At 68.0% G+C, this 15232-nt stretch carries 15 protein-coding genes and 3 pseudogenes; 14 read left to right on the forward strand and 4 right to left on the reverse strand.

Annotation, left to right across the window (positions count from 1 at the left end; genetic code table 11):
• The first annotated feature begins 67 nt into the window (after positions 1–67).
• Entirely contained in the window at positions 68–1567 is a 1500-nt protein-coding gene (locus tag AB0915_RS22930) for an MFS transporter (protein ID WP_366692847.1), read from the forward strand.
• A gap of 43 nt (positions 1568–1610) precedes the next feature.
• Here AB0915_RS22930 and AB0915_RS22935 read toward each other — a convergent pair whose 3' ends face one another.
• Entirely contained in the window at positions 1611–2084 is a 474-nt protein-coding gene (locus AB0915_RS22935; RefSeq protein WP_366692848.1) for an ATP-binding protein, read from the reverse strand.
• A gap of 203 nt (positions 2085–2287) precedes the next feature.
• On the opposite strand from AB0915_RS22935, the gene AB0915_RS22940 reads away from it, so the two are divergent.
• From AB0915_RS22940 to AB0915_RS22960, 5 genes and pseudogenes are all read left to right on the forward strand, one after another.
• Positions 2288–3133: a helix-turn-helix transcriptional regulator gene (locus AB0915_RS22940; protein ID WP_366692849.1), complete on the forward strand. Its 846-nt coding sequence runs from the start codon at positions 2288–2290 to the stop codon at positions 3131–3133.
• An 11-nt stretch (positions 3134–3144) separates the two neighbouring features.
• Positions 3145–3333 carry a DUF397 domain-containing protein gene (locus AB0915_RS22945; protein ID WP_366692850.1) on the forward strand — a complete coding sequence of 63 codons (189 nt, stop codon included), beginning with the start codon at positions 3145–3147 and terminating at the stop codon, positions 3331–3333.
• Positions 3326–3580 (forward strand): DUF397 domain-containing protein, encoded by a 255-nt coding sequence (locus tag AB0915_RS22950; protein ID WP_366692851.1) that lies wholly within the window; start codon positions 3326–3328, stop codon positions 3578–3580. The genes AB0915_RS22945 and AB0915_RS22950 overlap by 8 nt, the downstream gene beginning before the upstream one ends.
• A gap of 129 nt (positions 3581–3709) precedes the next feature.
• A complete protein-coding gene (locus AB0915_RS22955; protein WP_366692852.1) occupies positions 3710–4201 on the forward strand; it encodes a GNAT family N-acetyltransferase in 492 nt (163 codons plus the stop codon).
• A gap of 92 nt (positions 4202–4293) precedes the next feature.
• A pseudogene (locus AB0915_RS22960) lies at positions 4294–4440 on the forward strand (IS982 family transposase); the annotation flags it as partial.
• A gap of 1 nt (position 4441) precedes the next feature.
• Here the strand turns inward: AB0915_RS22960 and AB0915_RS22965 are convergent.
• Together AB0915_RS22965 and AB0915_RS22970 are read right to left on the reverse strand one after the other, a co-directional pair.
• Complete coding sequence (locus AB0915_RS22965; protein WP_366692853.1) at positions 4442–4930, reverse strand: isochorismatase family protein; 489 nt, start codon at positions 4928–4930, stop codon at positions 4442–4444.
• Positions 4931–5113: 183 nt separating this feature from the next.
• Positions 5114–5317, reverse strand: a pseudogene (locus AB0915_RS22970) (hypothetical protein); the annotation flags it as partial.
• 74 nt (positions 5318–5391) lie between these two features.
• On the opposite strand from AB0915_RS22970, the gene AB0915_RS22975 reads away from it, so the two are divergent.
• The 7 genes from AB0915_RS22975 to AB0915_RS23005 all read left to right on the forward strand — a co-directional run bounded on the left by AB0915_RS22975 (position 5392) and on the right by AB0915_RS23005 (position 13595).
• Entirely contained in the window at positions 5392–6048 is a 657-nt protein-coding gene (locus AB0915_RS22975) for a DUF402 domain-containing protein (protein ID WP_366692854.1), read from the forward strand.
• Between the two features lie 304 nt (positions 6049–6352).
• The gene (locus tag AB0915_RS22980; protein WP_366692864.1) at positions 6353–6667 is read left to right on the forward strand and encodes a hypothetical protein; all 315 of its coding nucleotides are present in this window, start codon (positions 6353–6355) and stop codon (positions 6665–6667) included.
• Positions 6668–6855: 188 nt separating this feature from the next.
• Positions 6856–7731 (forward strand): hypothetical protein, encoded by an 876-nt coding sequence (locus tag AB0915_RS22985; protein ID WP_366692855.1) that lies wholly within the window; start codon positions 6856–6858, stop codon positions 7729–7731.
• A complete protein-coding gene (locus tag AB0915_RS22990; RefSeq protein WP_366692856.1) occupies positions 7721–9094 on the forward strand; it encodes a hypothetical protein in 1374 nt (457 codons plus the stop codon). Before AB0915_RS22985 ends, AB0915_RS22990 begins: the two co-directional genes overlap by 11 nt.
• Positions 9091–10641 (forward strand): SCO6880 family protein, encoded by a 1551-nt coding sequence (locus tag AB0915_RS22995; RefSeq protein WP_366692857.1) that lies wholly within the window; start codon positions 9091–9093, stop codon positions 10639–10641. The genes AB0915_RS22990 and AB0915_RS22995 overlap by 4 nt, the downstream gene beginning before the upstream one ends.
• Before the next feature lie 19 nt (positions 10642–10660).
• The gene (locus AB0915_RS23000) at positions 10661–12079 is read left to right on the forward strand and encodes an ATP-binding protein (protein ID WP_366692858.1); all 1419 of its coding nucleotides are present in this window, start codon (positions 10661–10663) and stop codon (positions 12077–12079) included.
• A gap of 1 nt (position 12080) precedes the next feature.
• Positions 12081–13595: a type IV secretory system conjugative DNA transfer family protein gene (locus AB0915_RS23005; RefSeq protein ID WP_366692859.1), complete on the forward strand. Its 1515-nt coding sequence runs from the start codon at positions 12081–12083 to the stop codon at positions 13593–13595.
• A 100-nt stretch (positions 13596–13695) separates the two neighbouring features.
• Here AB0915_RS23005 and AB0915_RS23010 read toward each other — a convergent pair whose 3' ends face one another.
• On the reverse strand, positions 13696–14256 hold the full coding sequence (locus AB0915_RS23010) for a GNAT family N-acetyltransferase (RefSeq protein WP_366692860.1): 561 nt from the start codon (positions 14254–14256) through the stop codon (positions 13696–13698).
• 83 nt (positions 14257–14339) lie between these two features.
• Between AB0915_RS23010 and AB0915_RS23015 the strand changes: the two are divergent.
• Positions 14340–15128: pseudogene (locus AB0915_RS23015) on the forward strand (GNAT family N-acetyltransferase).
• The last annotated feature ends 104 nt before the right edge of the window (positions 15129–15232 follow it).

The following is a 15232-nucleotide window of genomic DNA, read 5'->3' on the forward strand; positions in this document are numbered from 1 at the left end:
ACACTGTACCTAGCTGCGTACAGTGTTCGCATCGAAGGAACAGCGTGCGCAGCCGAAAGGAAATCCCATGGAAACCCGGAATCCCCGCCGCTGGTGGATCCTCATCGTGCTGTGCCTCAGCACGCTGGTCCTGGTGATCGACAGCATGGCGCTGACCGTCGCGGTGCCGTCGATGACCGAGGACATCGGCGCGAGCGCCCAGGACATCCAGTGGATCCTCGACTCCTACATCCTGGTCTTCGCCGGGCTCCTGCTCACCTCCGGCAGCCTCGGCGACCGGTTCGGCCGCCGAAAGATCATGATCATCGGCCTGCTGCTCTTCGGGGCGGCGTCGCTGGCCGCGACCTTCTGCACGAACCCCGGCGAGGTGATCGCAGCGCGGGTCGCGATGGGCGTCGGCGGGGCGCTGATCATGCCCTCGACGCTGTCGATCCTCATCACCGTCTTCGACGAGGAGGAGCGCCCCAAGGCGATGGCGGCGTGGGGCTCGGTGTCGATGCTCGGCCTGGTCGGCAGCCCGGTGCTCGGCGGCGTACTGATCGACCACTTCTCCTGGCACTCGATCTTCTTCATCAACGTCCCGGTCGTCGCACTGGCCGTCCTGGCAGCCCTCATCCTCATGCCGGAGTCGAAGGGGCCGTGGCAGAAGCCCGACCCGCTCGGCGCCGTGCTGTCCGCGGCCGGCATGACCGCCCTCATCTGGTGGATCATCGAGCTCCCGCAGCACGGCGCCTTCGGCGGCCGCTCGGCGATCACCCTGACCGTCGCGGTGATCGCCCTCAGCGGGTTCGTGGTCTGGGAGAACGTCACCCCCGCGCCGATGGTGCCGCTGGTCCTGTTCAAGCACCGCAACTTCAGCGGCGGTTCGCTCTCGCTGACCCTCGTGCAGATCGGCAACGGTGGCCTGCTGCTGGTACTCACCCAGTACCTTCAGTTCGTCCTCGGCTATTCGCCGGTCAAGGCGGGCCTCGCGTTCGTGCCGCTGGCCGTCGCGGCACTGATCGGCAACGCCGCCGGCGCCGGACTCGCCGCGAAGATCGGCAACCGCTTCCTGGTGCTGGCCGGGATGCTCGTCATGGCCTCCTCCTTCGCGCTGCTGACCACCGTCTCGGCAGACTCCGGCTTCACCGTCCCGGCGGTCGCGCTCGGACTGCTCGGCCTCGGCGCCGGCCTCGCGATGCCGGCCGCGGTCGGCGCACTGATGGGCACCATCCCGTCGGAGAAGGCCGGCGTCGGCTCGGCCCTGAACGACACCATCCAGCAGTCCGGCACCGCGCTCGGCATCGCGATCCTCGGCTCGCTCCTGACCAGCGGCTTCAGAAGCGAGATGCCCGCCGACGCACCCGAGCAGGCCAAGCAGTCGATCGCCGGCGCACTGGCCGTCGCCCAGGGCGACACCGGCCTGGTCCACGCCGCCCGGGAGGCGTTCGCCGCCTCGATGTCGGCCACCTTCACCGTCAGCGCGATCGGCGTCCTGGCCGCCGCCCTCCTGGCCACTCTGGTCATGCGCGACACCAAGCCCGAGCCTGCCGCAGCCCCCGCCGAGGAGTCCGAACTCGCCGCCTGACGTCGCCACACAGCCGGCGCCCACCAACGGGGCCTCATCCGCTTCACCGGATGAGGCCCCGCTGCCCGTACTCCCTCTCTTCCCCCGCCTTCGCTGCGCACTCCACCCAGAGCAGCTTCCCGCCCTGCCCCGGCAGCCCGCCATACAGCGGATACGCGCCCCAGCTGTCCGCCCACAGAGTGACGAGATGCAGCCCGCGCCCGCACTCGGCGAGCGACGCCGGAGCCTTTGCGCCGCCCTGGAACGGTGGCGGGATGTCCGGGTTGGTGTCCCAGACACTGAGCCGGATCCGGTGCCGCCCGGCGTCGCGCAGCCGGAGTGAGCACGGCCCCGAGGAGTACCGGTACGCGTTGGTGACGAGCTCGCTCGCCAACAGCTCGGCGGTGTCGATGAGATCACCCATGCCGTGCACGCGGAGTACGGAGCGAAGGGTGGCGCGGGCGATGCCCGGGGCCCGGGGATCTTGCGGGAGTTGGAGGGTGTAAGCCCAGGGCGGCGTTACGGTGGCCAGGACCATGGAAGTCTCCGATCACGGAGGGACGTTGGATCGCGTGTTTCTGATTGCCCGGTGACGAGGCCGCTCCGTCGAGCGGGGTACTTCCGGGCGGAGGCCTGAGCACTAACGTAGCGACCAACAGCTAACGTGTTAACCGATTCTCAAGGAATCCATGAACTGTCATCCTTGTGGGTGACCAGCCGCCCAAGGAGGCGAACACGCCCATGAGAACCAGCCCGACGGGTCGTCAACTCCGCCTCGGTGGGGAGCTGCGTAAACTCCGCGAGCGCGCAGGACTCACCGCTACGCAGGCCGGTCAGCTACTGGGCGTGAAGCAGAACCAGATCAGCAATATGGAAGCGGGCCGCGTCGGCGTGAGCCCGGAACGGGTTCGCACCCTGGCCTGCCACTACGACTGCTCGGACAAGGACCTCGTCGCGGCTCTGAGCGACATGACCGGCGACCGTACGCGCGGCTGGTGGGAGGAGTACAGGGAGATCCTGCCTGCCCCACTGCTCGATCTGGCCGAGATCGAGCACCATGCGCATCGACTCCGTACAGCCGTTACCGTCCACATCCCCGGTCTTTTGCAGACCGCGGAATACGCACGCGAAGTCTTCCGCCAGGACGTACCTGAGCTGTCGCCGCCCGATATCGAGCACCGCATCTCATTCCGCATCAAGCGGCAGACGGTCCTGTTCCGGGAATCGCCAACACCGCACCAAGCAGTTGTCCATGAGGCCGCGCTGCGGATGCAGTTCGGCGGCCCAGAGGTGACCCGCCATCAGATCCGGCACCTGCTCGACATGAGTGAGCGCGAGCACATCACCCTCCAGGTGATCCCGTTCTCCGCAGGAACCTACGCCGGGTCCGGACAGTCGATCTATTACTTCCTTGGGCCGGTGCCAGAGCTCGACACCGTAAATCTCGACCAGTCGCACGGGCCCGTCTTCCTCGACGCCGAGGCTCAACTGGAGAAGTACCGCGTACTCCTCGGCCGCATGGAAAGCACTGCACTCGACCGCGACAAGTCCCGAGACTTCATCCACAACATCGCCCGCAGCCTGTGAAGGAACCCAAGATGGCCGATCTCGCCTGGCAGAAGTCCTCCTACTGCGCCCAGGGGAACTCCTGCGTACACGTCGCCGCCCGCGACCGCACCGTCAACGTCATGGAGAGCAGCGACCCCACCGGAGCCATACTCCGCACCACCCCCACCGCCTGGGCCGCCCTCCTCCGAAGCGTCAAGGACGGCACCAACCATGGCTGACCAGCGCGCACCGGCCGGCCTCACCTGGGTCCGCGCCGCTCCCGAGGGCGAAGAAGGCCCCGGTCCCTGGATCGAGATCGCCTTCGGCGAGGGCGAACTCGTCCACCTCCGTGAAACAAGCGACCCGGCCAACATCGTCACGACCACGAGGACGAAATGGGACGCCTTCACCAAAGGCGTCCTGGCCGGCGAGTTCGACCACTTCGCGGAGTTCGGTGGTGAAGACGGCCCGGCTGCCCGGGCATGACGGTCCGGGGCCCTGCCCGTTCCGTGCTGGTACCCAACCTGGCCACTGCGGTGCCCTGTCAGCTCGACCTTTGTCTTCCACACCCGAACTGCGGGGTGGGCGCGATCGCCAGTACGTACGCTGGCGAGCATGATGACGTTGGAGCGACTCCGGGCCGACCATGCACACGCCTTGCTGGCTTTCGAGCGGGAGAACCGCGAGTACTTCGCACGGTCCATACCGGATCGCGGCGACCTGTACTTCGTTGAGTTCGCCGCCCGTCATCGTGCACTGCTCGCCGAACAGGACGCCGGTGCGTGTCAGTTCCATGTCGTCATGGACGACCGGGGAGAGCTGGTCGGCCGCGTCAATCTCGTGGACGTCGAGGAAGGGGCCGCTGAACTCGGCTACCGGATCGGCGAGCGCGCCGCGGGACGGGGCATGGCAACGGCCGCCGTCGAGGAAGTGTGCCGCCTGGCTGCCACGGCATACCGGCTCTCCGCGCTCACCGCCGTCACCACCCTCGACAATCCGGCGTCCATGGCCGTGCTCGGACGCAACGGGTTCACTGCAGTGGGGGACGTGCGCATCGGCGAGCGCCCCGGTAGGCGTTACCAGCGCCGACTTGTTGCCATGCGCTGATCACCCACCCACCGGGCCTGCGTGCTGCGGGATCTGGCGTTCTTTCCCTGACGACGTAGCGTCGCACCACGGGAATGGACTCGAACCGGTACCTCGACCTGGAACAACACGGCGGACGGACCTTCGAGGGCGTCGCGATCCGGGTCGCCCAGCGCATCCTCGCGCTGGCCGCCGGCATCTGGAACAACAACAAGACCGGCGCACCGGTCACCCGGTCACTGATCGCCTACGACCACTGATTCAGGTGTAGGCCGCCGTGTTACGCACGTCACCGAACCGGGGAAAGATCTTTTCCACGGTGAAGTCGTGCTCGTCGGCAGCGAAACCGGACATCGCGTCGGCGACGAACTCCAACTCATAACCGTGGTCGCTCGCGGCCCGCGCAGTGGACTCGACCCCCATCGTGGTAACCAGCCCAGCGAGCACCAGCGTGTCCACGCCCAGATTGCTCAACTGGTCGTGCAGGTCGGTGCCGTGGAATGCCCCGACGGTGCGCTTGACGACCACAACATCGCTGGGCTGGACCAGACCGTCAGCGAAGCCGCTGCCTGGCGGCTGCTCAGTTGTGTTCAGCCTCTCCACTCGAACCAGCACCACCGGGCGATCGCTCGCCCTGAATGCCTCAGCCAACCGACGGCAGCGCGTCAGTACCTCTTCGCCGGAGTGCGGAGCAAGGGGCAGGGCGATGATGCGTGGCATCAGGTCGATGAGGATCAGCGCGGAGGTCATGGAGGCGATGGTAGGCGAGGGCCCGAGCCTGCCCTCCTTCAGCAGTACCAACGGGGCCGTTCAGGCCGGCCGAGGATCACGGGTAGGGAAATCCCCCTGGCAAGTGGGGTGTTCGTCCCAATATGGCGAGCGTGCCGGGAGCGGCAGATTCCAGTCATGAACTTTTCTCAGCTCCATGGAAGATCAGCCAAGCCCGGAGCGCTCGCCCTGGTGTGCGCCGTGACCGTACTGGCGGCGACAGGGTGCGGCGACGACAATCAGCGATCCTCCTCGCCTGCCGCCCTCGAAAGCGAGGACACGCTCCGTCCTGCGCTCGTAGCGACGGTGCAGGTCACGACATCCGGCGAGACAGGGCATGGTGCGCGCGATGCCCCAGCGACGACGCCCGCACATGAATGGGTTCCCGACCAGGCGAAACCGGGCATATCTCCACCACTGACTCCGACCGCAAGGAGTGATTCATGAACCGACTCGCCCACGTGATCAACACCACGGACGACATACCGGGCCGGATTCTGCACTGGAACTTCTTCATCGGTGGGCACTTGAGCGCCTCGGTGCCCGTACGCCTCGTCAACCGCACGGACGAGGGCCAGCTGGTGTGGATGGAGACAGGCGCGCCCATGTGGCGCACAAAGCTCCCTGGAGGCGCACACCTGCGCGACATCGCTCCGGACGACCGACCCACCACGGGATATCCGGTGGTCCCCGACCGGTGGCCGATGGGCAGCGCCCTCTTCTATCAGCCCACCGACGCCCCACACTCCGTACTCTGGCTCTTCGGCCGCAGGGGAAAGTTCCGCGGTTGGTACGTGAATCTGGAGCGCCGCGTCCACCACGGCGACGACATCGACATCGCCGACCACGAGCTCGACATCAACGTCGCGCCGGACCGGTCCTGGCAGTGGAAGGACGAGGAGTCCTTCGCCGAGAAAACCGGCCACCCCGTCTACTGGTCGGCCGATGAAGCGGCAGCCATCCGCGCCGAGGGCACCAGAGTCGCTCGGCTCGCCGAGGCCGGAACCTTTCCCTTTGACGGCTCCTGGTGCGACTTCCGGCCGCCGAAGACCTGGACGACACCGCCCCGCCCGCCGGGCCCTCGCCGCTCCGTCCTCTGACTGCCCATCGCCCTGCCTGCCCTGATGGGTGCGAGGAGGGGCCGGGGCGAGTCTCGGCCAGGGCGGCGAAATGACCATGATTGCTCAGCGTCACCCCACGTGATACACAGAGTAATCATATGCATGTGGTCACACACCGATTCGATCCGCAGGTCAGGGCGGTCGGGCCGGTCAAACGTGCGAGATCCCATGAAAGAGAGGGCGCCAAGGCGTCGTATCGGGGCGCATTCATCAGCGAAGATAGAGGGTGACCCGTGCCATGTGGCAAGGGGCAGTGAACTACCCAACAGGGGCGGTGACTTACATGGTCCTGGCAGCTGAGGCTGATAAGGGCGGTATCAGCACCATCATCAACGGCATCGCTCCCAAGTGGGGGCCGTTCGGAGCCCTGGGCAACGAAGCCAAGGTGATGATCGAGGTCGTCATGGCCGTTGCCATCCTGCTCTGTTTCGGCATCGCCATCTGGGGAGCAGCCAAGCAGCGTATCGGCGCGACAGCGTTGCGCGACACGTTCAGCGCGGAACAGGGCAAGGGTCTGATCGTTGCCGGTCTGACTGGTGTGTTCATCATTGGATCGCTGGGAACCCTGTTCACCATCGTCTACGGGATGGCCATCTAACCGTCCGTCAGCCTGCGCGGGGAAGGCTGCCGCCGCCCCGATCCACTTCCACCCCATCCGTCCGTCGTGCCCACCGGCAGAGGTTGCGTCTCTCTGATGTCGAGTCATCACACCGCGCCCGCGCGGGAACCAGCACGGCTACCGTCGTACTACGCGGAATCGCACACGGTCGAGGGGGCCTACGCAGCATGAGTGCCGGTAACGACCACGGCTACGGCAGCGACTCGGGCTCAGGCCGTACGGACGATGGATACAGCACCATCGGCGGAACGCGCCAGACCCGTACACGATTTCCCGACGGCGAGGGCGGCGACGGCTACGGCGGATCCCGTCGGCCGGCCCGCAGTTCACGGTCCCTGATCATGGTGGTCGGCGTGGTCGTCCTGCTCGTCGCGGCTATCGCGTTCGCGAACGTGGGCGGTGGCGGCAACAAGGGCGCCTCATCCGGCGGGAACGGCGGCGACAAGGCGGGCTCGGCGCCCACCGCGGCGACGGGCACGAAGCCGGTGACGGGGAAGAACGGCTCGATTCCCTCGGGGTTCGCGCACGACGAGCAGGGTGCGCAGAGCGCGGCGGCGAACTACTCGGTGGCGCTCGTCTCCGCCGACATCCTCAAGCCCGTCCAGCGTGCCGCGATCGTGCGGCAGGTCTTCGTCGCGAGCAAAGTCAACGAACTCGAAGCCAAGTTCAATGAGGCGTACAACAAGAACTTCCTCGACAAGGTCGGCCTCGACGAGAACGGCAACGCCGCCGCAGGCATGACCTACGTTTCACGGACCGCTCCTGTCGGAACCAAAGTGACCCAGTCCTCGGCTACCTCCACCACCGTCGAGGTGTGGTGCACAGGGGTATTCGGCACAGCCGGTGTCAGCTCGACCAACCCGGTCAGCAACGACTGGTTCACCATGACGCTGAAACTCCAGTGGGAGGCCAACGACTGGAAGGTCGACAGCTTCTCCCAGAAGGAGGGACCGGCACCGGTCAACACCGACCGTACGGCCTCTAACGCCGACGAGATCGCCAAGGCTGTCGAGGAGTACGGAGGGTTCACCTATGCCCGCTAGTTCACGCCACCTAGTCAAGATCGGCGCGGTCCTGGCGAGCGTCCAGGCAACGATGGTGATCCTGGCAACCCGTGTTGCCGCAGCGCCTTCCCCCTCGCCCACGCCGTCGGCCTCGCCGACCAAGGACAACTGCAGCCTCATCGTCGGCCCGGCCAAGGACTACTGCGAAAACGGCGATGCAGGCTCCCCCAAAACCACCTCCCCCGACTCCGCCACCAACGCCCTCGACCCCCTCTCCTCCCTCGCCCGCGGCTGCGCCGACGCCGCGGCCTGGATCGTCGGCAAGCTCAGCGAGGCAGTCAAAGGCACTGCGGACGTCGACTTCACCAACCCCAAGTTCCTCCAGCAGTACGCGGTCATCTTCGCCGCCTCCACCGTGCTCACCCTCGTCCTCTGGCTGCTCGCCGTCGCCAAGCGCGCCATCCGTGGCGTTCCGGTGGCCACCGCGATCTCCGAAGCTGTCGGGTTCCTCTGGCTGACCGTCCTCGCGTCCGCGTTCACGCCGCTCATCCTCTACACGGTCGTGTCGGCGACCGACGGGGTCACCGACGTCATCGCGTCGTCCTCCGGCGGGCAGACCGATGTCTTCTTCGGTTCGTTCGCCGAGGCGCTGAGCAAGGGCTCCGACATCGGCGGCGGCCCGATCATGCTGATCGTCGTCTCGCTCGTGTCGATCCTCGCCGCGGGCGTGCTCTGGCTGGAGCTCGTGATCCGGGCCGCCCTGCTCTACGTCGGCGCGCTTCTCGGCGTCGTCGTCTACTCGGGGCTCGTCGACAAGAACATGTGGGGCCATGTCCGTCGCTGGGCGGGCATCATGATCGCGGTGATCATGGTGAAGCCGGTCATCGTCATCGTGCTCGGGCTGGCCGGCGCACTCTCCTCCGACGGGGGACCGAACGCGTTCTCCGCCGTCGTCTCCGGGCTCGCCATCATCCTCCTGGCAATCTTCGCCTCGGCGATGATCTACCGCTTCGTCCCCGGCTTCGGCGACGAGATCCAGGGTGCCCGTACCAACCGCAAGCAGGCCACCGACGGCGCCCAGGCCGCAGCCCTGATCAGCTCCCCTGCCGCCCTCGTCTCCCAGGGCATCAAGACCCACAGCAGCCGGAGCGGCGGCGACAACGGCGGACAGGGCGGCAACGGCGCGGGCAGGCCCGCCAACCCGGTCAGCGGCGGCGTGGCCGCGCACAGCTCCCGCAACACCGGCGGGAGCGGGGTCGGCGGCGGATCTGTCCCCTCCGCCGCACCTCCGCCCCGCAGCGGATCGGGGCCCACTTCCGGCACCCCGCACGGCAGCCGCGTCAACCGGGGCGGCGGTACAGGCAATTCAGGTAACAACAGCACAGGAGGTGGAGGGCGTTGACGACCCAGTCCCATCCGGTCGCGCCCCGCCGTACGTATCTCATCGGCCGGGCCCGGCCGAACGCGATCGTCGGCAAGAACCGCGAGACCGGCGAGATCGCGCTGATCATCGTCGGCGCGTTCCTCGGCATGATGAGCGGGCTGATCGTCCCCGTCCTGTCCCTGCGGATCGTGCTGCTCACGGGCTTCCCGCTGCTGGCGCTGGCGATCGTGTACGTCCCGTACAAGCACCGCACCTTCTACAAATGGTTCGAAATCAACCGCAGCTTCAAGCGGTCCGTGCGCCGCGGCGCCACCTACCGTTCCGCCGCCATGGAAGCGGGCGTGCGGGGCGACGGCCGCGAGGTCGAGATCGGGCCGCCCCCGGGCATCGGCCGCATCAACTGGCTCGCCGCCCCCTTCGGCCCGGACGAGATCGCCGTACTGCTGCACGCCGACCGCCGCACCGTCACCGCGGCGATCGAGATCGAGGGTCCCGGCGTCGGACTCCGCGACAGCGAGGACCAGGAGGCGCTGGTCGACCGGTTCGGCACCCTGCTGAAGCATGTGGCCAACGGGGACGGCTTCGTGACCCGTATTCAGATGCTGGCCCGCACCCTGCCCGCTGACCCCGACGCGCACGCGAAGGATGTCGCCCAACGCGGCGACAAGGCGGCCCCGGGCTGGCTGCAGGAGTCGTACGACCAGCTCCAGTCGATGGTCTCCACCTCCAGCGAACAGCACCGCGCCTACCTCGTCGCGTGCATGCACTTCAACCGCGAACTCGCCGCCGAGGCAAACGCCATGGCCCGCGCCGCCCGCCCCCAGGCAGGCCGCAAGCTCGACCGGGACGCGGGGCTCGCCGTCGTCATGGCGCGCGAATTGACCGACATCTGCGCCCGCCTCGCCGAGGCCGACATCCGGGTGCGCCAGCCGCTCGGCCAGAGCCGGCTCGCCTCCCTCGTGCACTCGATGTACGACCCCGACCACCCCATCGACCACATCCAGGCGATGACGAAGCGCAACGCCTGGCCCGCCGAACTGGACGCGGTCGAGCCGACGTACCTGCAGGCCAAGACCCGCGAGTCGACGACCCGTGCGCCCTGGTGCCACGCCACGGCGTGGGTGAAGGAATGGCCGATGACGCCCGTCGGCGTCAACTTCCTCGCCCCGCTCCTCGTCCACACCCCGGACGTCATCCGTACGGTCGCGGTCTGCATGGACCTCGAACCGACCGAGATCGCCATCGAGCGGATGCTCACGGAGAAGACGAACGACGAGGCCGAGGCGAGCCGCCAGGCCAAGATGAACCGGACCGTCGACCCGCGCGACATCGCCGCCCACGGCAGGCTCGACCAGCGGGGTGAAGATCTCGCGAGCGGTGCGGCCGGAGTGAATCTCGTGGGGTACATCACCGTGTCGTCGCGATCACCCGAGTCCCTCGCCCGTGACAAGCGGACCATCCGGGCCTCAGCGGGCAAGTCGTATCTGAAGCTGGAGTGGTGCGACCGCGAGCACCACCGCGCCTTTGTGAACACCCTGCCGTTCGCCACCGGCATCCGTCGCTAACCGAGAGGGCAGTCACGCCATGCGAGATCCGCTGTCCGCGTTGTCGGATGCCTTCACCTCCTTCCTCTTCGGGAAGGTGGAGACGACCAGACTGCCCGTGCGTACCTCCACCGGCCAGGCCCAGGCGGTGTACCTGCCCACCGCTGCCCCCGGTCTCGGCGACTCCGGCGTGATCATCGGCCGCGAGGTGTACTCCGGCAAGGGGTACATCTACGACCCCTTCCAGCTGTACGGGCAGCAGCTCCCTGCCCCGCACTGGCTGGTGCTCGGCGAGTCGGGCAACGGCAAGTCCGCGCTGGAGAAGACGTACGTGCTCCGCCAGCTCCGCTTCCGCGACCGCCAGGTCGTCGTCCTCGACGCCCAGGGCGAGGACGGCGTCGGCGAGTGGAACCTCATCGCCCAGGAACTCGGCCTCACCCCCATCCGTCTCGACCCGACCGCAGCCCTGAACGGCGGCATCCGGCTCAACCCGCTGGACCCGTCGATCACCACGACGGGCCAGCTCGCCCTGCTCCGTACGATCATCGAAGTCGCGATGGGCCACGGCCTCGACGAACGGTCCGGCTTCGCACTGAAGGTCGCGCACGCCTACGTCAACCAGACGATCAACGACCGGCAACCCGTACTGACCGACATCGTCGAGCAACTGCGCCACCCGGAACCCGATTCCGCCGAGGCGATGAACGTCGACATAGACGACGTGCGCGCCTGGGGCCTCGACGTCGCCCTCGTCCTGGACCGGCTCGTCGACGGTGACCTGCGTGGCATGTTCGACGGCCCGACCTCCGCCGGCATCGACCTGGACGCGCCCCTGATCGTCTTCGACCTCTCGCACATCGACCGGAACTCGATCGCGATGCCGATCCTGATGGCGATCGTCGGCGTCTGGCTGGAACACACCTGGATCAGGCCCGACCGGAAGAAGCGCATCTTCCTGGTCGAAGAGGCCTGGCACATCATCAATTCACCGTTCGTCGCCCAGCTCTTCCAGCGGTTGCTGAAGTTCGGCCGGCGGCTGGGCCTGTCGTTCGTCGCCGTCGTCCACCACCTCAGCGATGTGGTGGACGGGGCCGCGGCACGCGAGGCGGCGGCGATCCTCAAGATGGCGTCGACCCGGACGATCTACGCGCAGAAGGCCGACGAGGCCAGAGCGACCGGGCGCGTCCTCGGCCTGCCCCGCTGGGCGGTCGAGATCATCCCGACTCTCACCCCCGGCATCGCGGTATGGGACGTCAACGGGAACGTACAGGTCGTCAAACACCTGATCACCGAGGCGGAACGACCACTGGTCTTCACCGACCGTGCGATGACCGAGTCGTCCGCGGCCGATCTGCTGCCGGAGGACGTCCGGGCTGCGGAGCTGGAGACCGAACAGCGCGCGGCACACATCGAGCACCAACAACGGCTGAACGAGTCGTCCGAGTCAACGGTGGCATGACATGGCGGGGCGTACAGAGCAGCAGACCGGTCCGAGCACCGGCGGCATCCCGGACGGTCTGCTGGTCGGCCTGCTGGGCTTCCTGCTCGGGCTGGCCCTCCTGGCCTGGACGGCCACCGGTCTGTCGGGGCTGTTCGCGCACGGCGCGTGGCCGGAGGGCGTCACCTTCACCGAGACGCCGCTCGCCATGCGCCGGCTGGCGGCGTCCCCGCACGACATCCCGGCGGCCTGGCCCGGCACACCGGCGGACGAGCTCTCCGGGTACGGGCTGTTCTGGGGCCTGTTCATAGGCGAACTCATGGTGCTCATGGTGCTGACAGTGTTCGTGATGGGCGTGGTGGCACGCTGGCGCGCGGTACGAGCACGTCGGCGGGAAGAGCGTCGCGAGGAGCGCTCTGAGGAGCGTTACGCGAGACACGCGGCGCACCCGAGGTACGAGGAGTCCACCGAGGCGGGCGTCTCCGCCCCCGCACCGCTCCCCGCTCCCGCTCCCGCAGCCATCCCCACGCCCACGCCCACGCCCACGCCCACCCCGGCGCCGGCCGAATCCATGGAGGACCTCGCGCCCCCTCTCCTCGCCCCGGCCGTCCCCTCCCCCCGCACACCTCTCGTCGTCTACGGCCCGGCCGCCACCCGCCGCCCCACGGTCGTCCAGGCCATCCGGGAAGCGGACGGACCCGCCCTCGTCATCACCTCGGACCCCACCGTCTGGGCGGAGACGAAGGACGCCCGCGCCAAACTCGGCCCGGTGCTCGTCTACGACCCCGGCCACCTCTGCGACACCCCGGCCCGCCTCCACTGGTCCCCCACTGCCGGATGCGAACAGCCCGATACGGCAGCCGCCCGCGCCGCCGCACTCCTCGCCCCGGTCCGGCCGCAGGCCCGTATCGACGCGATGACGGCCGAGACCGCGGAGACCCTGCTCCAGTGCTGGCTGCACGCCGCCGCCATAGACGGTCGCCCGTTCCGCCAGGTCCACCGCTGGGCTCTCGGCGGCAACGCCCATGAACCCGTACGCCTGCTCCGTACCCACCCCAAGGCGGCCTCCGGACTCGACGGCCTGCTGGAGTCCGCGCTCACCGGTCACCCCGAACGCCGGGACATGGCCCAGGAGCTGACGGTACGGGCGTTCGCCGCACTCTCCTCGGTCCACATCCGCGAGGCCTGCACACCGAACCGGGCAGATTCGCTGGTGCTGGAATCTTTTGCGGGCGAAGGGGGCACGCTCTATGTGGTCGGTGAACCCATCGAGGATCCTCGCTCCGCACCCGGTGCGATGCCCTTGCTCACCGCCCTCGCCTCACACGTGGTCGAGCACGGCCGCCGCATGGCCGCACGGTCAAAGGACGGTCGGCTCGACCCACCAATGGCCTTGGTCCTCGACGACGTCGCGGCTGTGGCACCGCTCCCCCAAGTTCCTGAACTGCTGTCGACCGGCCAGGACCAGGGCCTGCCGACGCTCGTCCTGCTCCGCTCGAAGGAACAAGCCCGGGCCCGCTGGTCGTCCCCGCTCTAGGGCAGGGAGTGGCACTAGGAGTGACGTGACGGGTGTCGTGGCTGCCGGATGAGCCCAGCCGGCCGGCACGACAGCTGGCCGAGCCGGGTGCTGCAAGCCATCAGACGGGACGGACGATCTCGTACTCCAGGTCCAGCGCTGTCGGATCGTCCGGCTCGACGACGGTCTCCCCGGTCGGTACGAAACCGAACCGGCGGTAGAACGCACTGGCCCTCGGGTTGTTCTCGTGCACATAGAGACGCACCCGCTCGATCCGCGGCTCGCCCAGTGACCACGCCCAGTCGACCCCGACCCGGAACAGCTGGTCGGCCAGCCCGCTGCCCCGTGCCTCGGGCCGCACATAGACCCCGACCACATGCGCCTGGTGAACCTTGGCGGGCTCACCGAACCGCGGGTCCTCGCCCGGTCGCTCGATGAGCACACTGATCGTTCCGGCCCAACTCCCGTCGGCTGCCTCGGCGATGAACTGGCGTACCTCGTCGCCACCGGACTCCGCTGCACCGGCCGCGCGCCCCTGCCAGAACTCGTCGGGCTGAACCACGCCCTGCTCGTACGTCTCCAGAAACGCCACCGGAGCCGCGGGATCCTGCAGAGCGGCAAGCCTGATGTCCTTGACCAGCGCCCATTCCTCGGCGCGTACAGGGCGAATCACATAGTCCATACCCCGATCCTGTCCGGCACTCCGCCCTCAAGCAATCGAATTCGCATACCCGTACGGTGTGCCACCTCCTACTGTCTACTCCCGTGACAGACACGAAAGGCCTGCTCGCGGCCTACGACGAACAGATGCGCGGCGTGCCGCCCCACCCCCCGGCAGGGGTCATCTACGAACAGGACGGCCCCCTGATCCGGACCATCGGCTAATTCCGCGGCTTCATCAGCGCCCCGCGGGACGTGGGCGTGCAGGGCGCCGAACTCGATGCGCTGATCGCCCGTCAGCGTGACTACTTCGCCGCGCGCGGAGAGTCGGTGGAGTGGAAGATACGGGGCCACGACCGCCCCGTCGACCTCACCGAACGCCTGCGCGCCGCCGGCTTCGCCCCGGAGGCCGAGGAGACCATACTCATCGGCCACACCAAGGACATGGCGTCACCCCCCGTGCTCCCGGACGGTGTTGTGCTCCGCCAGGTCACCGATGCCGCGGACATGCATCGCATCGCGGCGATGGAATCGACGATCTGGGGCCAGGACTTGAGCATGATCGGCGACGACCTGGCGGGCCGGGTGGCCGCTGCCCCGGACGACATCGCCGTCCTGGTCGCCGAAGCCAACGGCGAGCTCATCTCCGCGGCCTGGCTGGTCTTCAGGCCAGGCACCGAATTCGCCGGTCTCTGGGGCGGCTCCACACTCTCCGCCTGGCGAGGACGCGGCATCTATCGTGCGCTGGTCGCCGCCCGCGCCGAAATCGCGGCAGCCCGCGGAGTCAGTTATCTCCAAGTGGACGCATCCGACGACAGCGCACCGATCCTGCGCCGGCTCGGTTTTCACGCAGTGACCACAACGACCCCGTACGTATGGTCGCCGCCGGATTGAGTAACGCCCCGTGAACGCAGAAAAGCCCCGCACCAAAGGTGCGGGGCTTTCCCGGAATAATTGTTCGGCGGCGTCCTACTCTCCCACAGGGTCCCCCCTGCAGT

The organism is Streptomyces sp. NPDC048411 (assembly GCF_040704695.1).
Classification (GTDB): Bacteria; Actinomycetota; Actinomycetes; order Streptomycetales; family Streptomycetaceae; genus Streptomyces.

Bases quoted from the DNA above. Each gene is read 5' to 3' on its own strand.
- AB0915_RS22975 (WP_366692854.1), top strand. From the start codon at position 5,392: ATGAACCGACTCGCCCACGTGATCAACACCACGGACGACATACCGGGC.
- AB0915_RS22955 (WP_366692852.1), top strand. From the start codon at position 3,710: ATGATGACGTTGGAGCGACTCCGGGCCGACCATGCACACGCCTTGCTG.
- AB0915_RS22990 (WP_366692856.1), top strand. From the start codon at position 7,721: ATGCCCGCTAGTTCACGCCACCTAGTCAAGATCGGCGCGGTCCTGGCG.
- AB0915_RS22930 (WP_366692847.1), top strand. From the start codon at position 68: ATGGAAACCCGGAATCCCCGCCGCTGGTGGATCCTCATCGTGCTGTGC.
- AB0915_RS23005 (WP_366692859.1), top strand. From the start codon at position 12,081: ATGGCGGGGCGTACAGAGCAGCAGACCGGTCCGAGCACCGGCGGCATC.
- AB0915_RS23010 (WP_366692860.1), bottom strand. From the start codon at position 14,256: ATGGACTATGTGATTCGCCCTGTACGCGCCGAGGAATGGGCGCTGGTC.
- AB0915_RS22935 (WP_366692848.1), bottom strand. From the start codon at position 2,084: ATGGTCCTGGCCACCGTAACGCCGCCCTGGGCTTACACCCTCCAACTC.
- AB0915_RS23000 (WP_366692858.1), top strand. From the start codon at position 10,661: ATGCGAGATCCGCTGTCCGCGTTGTCGGATGCCTTCACCTCCTTCCTC.
- AB0915_RS22950 (WP_366692851.1), top strand. From the start codon at position 3,326: ATGGCTGACCAGCGCGCACCGGCCGGCCTCACCTGGGTCCGCGCCGCT.
- AB0915_RS22980 (WP_366692864.1), top strand. From the start codon at position 6,353: ATGGTCCTGGCAGCTGAGGCTGATAAGGGCGGTATCAGCACCATCATC.
- AB0915_RS22945 (WP_366692850.1), top strand. From the start codon at position 3,145: ATGGCCGATCTCGCCTGGCAGAAGTCCTCCTACTGCGCCCAGGGGAAC.
- AB0915_RS22985 (WP_366692855.1), top strand. From the start codon at position 6,856: ATGAGTGCCGGTAACGACCACGGCTACGGCAGCGACTCGGGCTCAGGC.
- AB0915_RS22965 (WP_366692853.1), bottom strand. From the start codon at position 4,930: ATGACCTCCGCGCTGATCCTCATCGACCTGATGCCACGCATCATCGCC.
- AB0915_RS22940 (WP_366692849.1), top strand. From the start codon at position 2,288: ATGAGAACCAGCCCGACGGGTCGTCAACTCCGCCTCGGTGGGGAGCTG.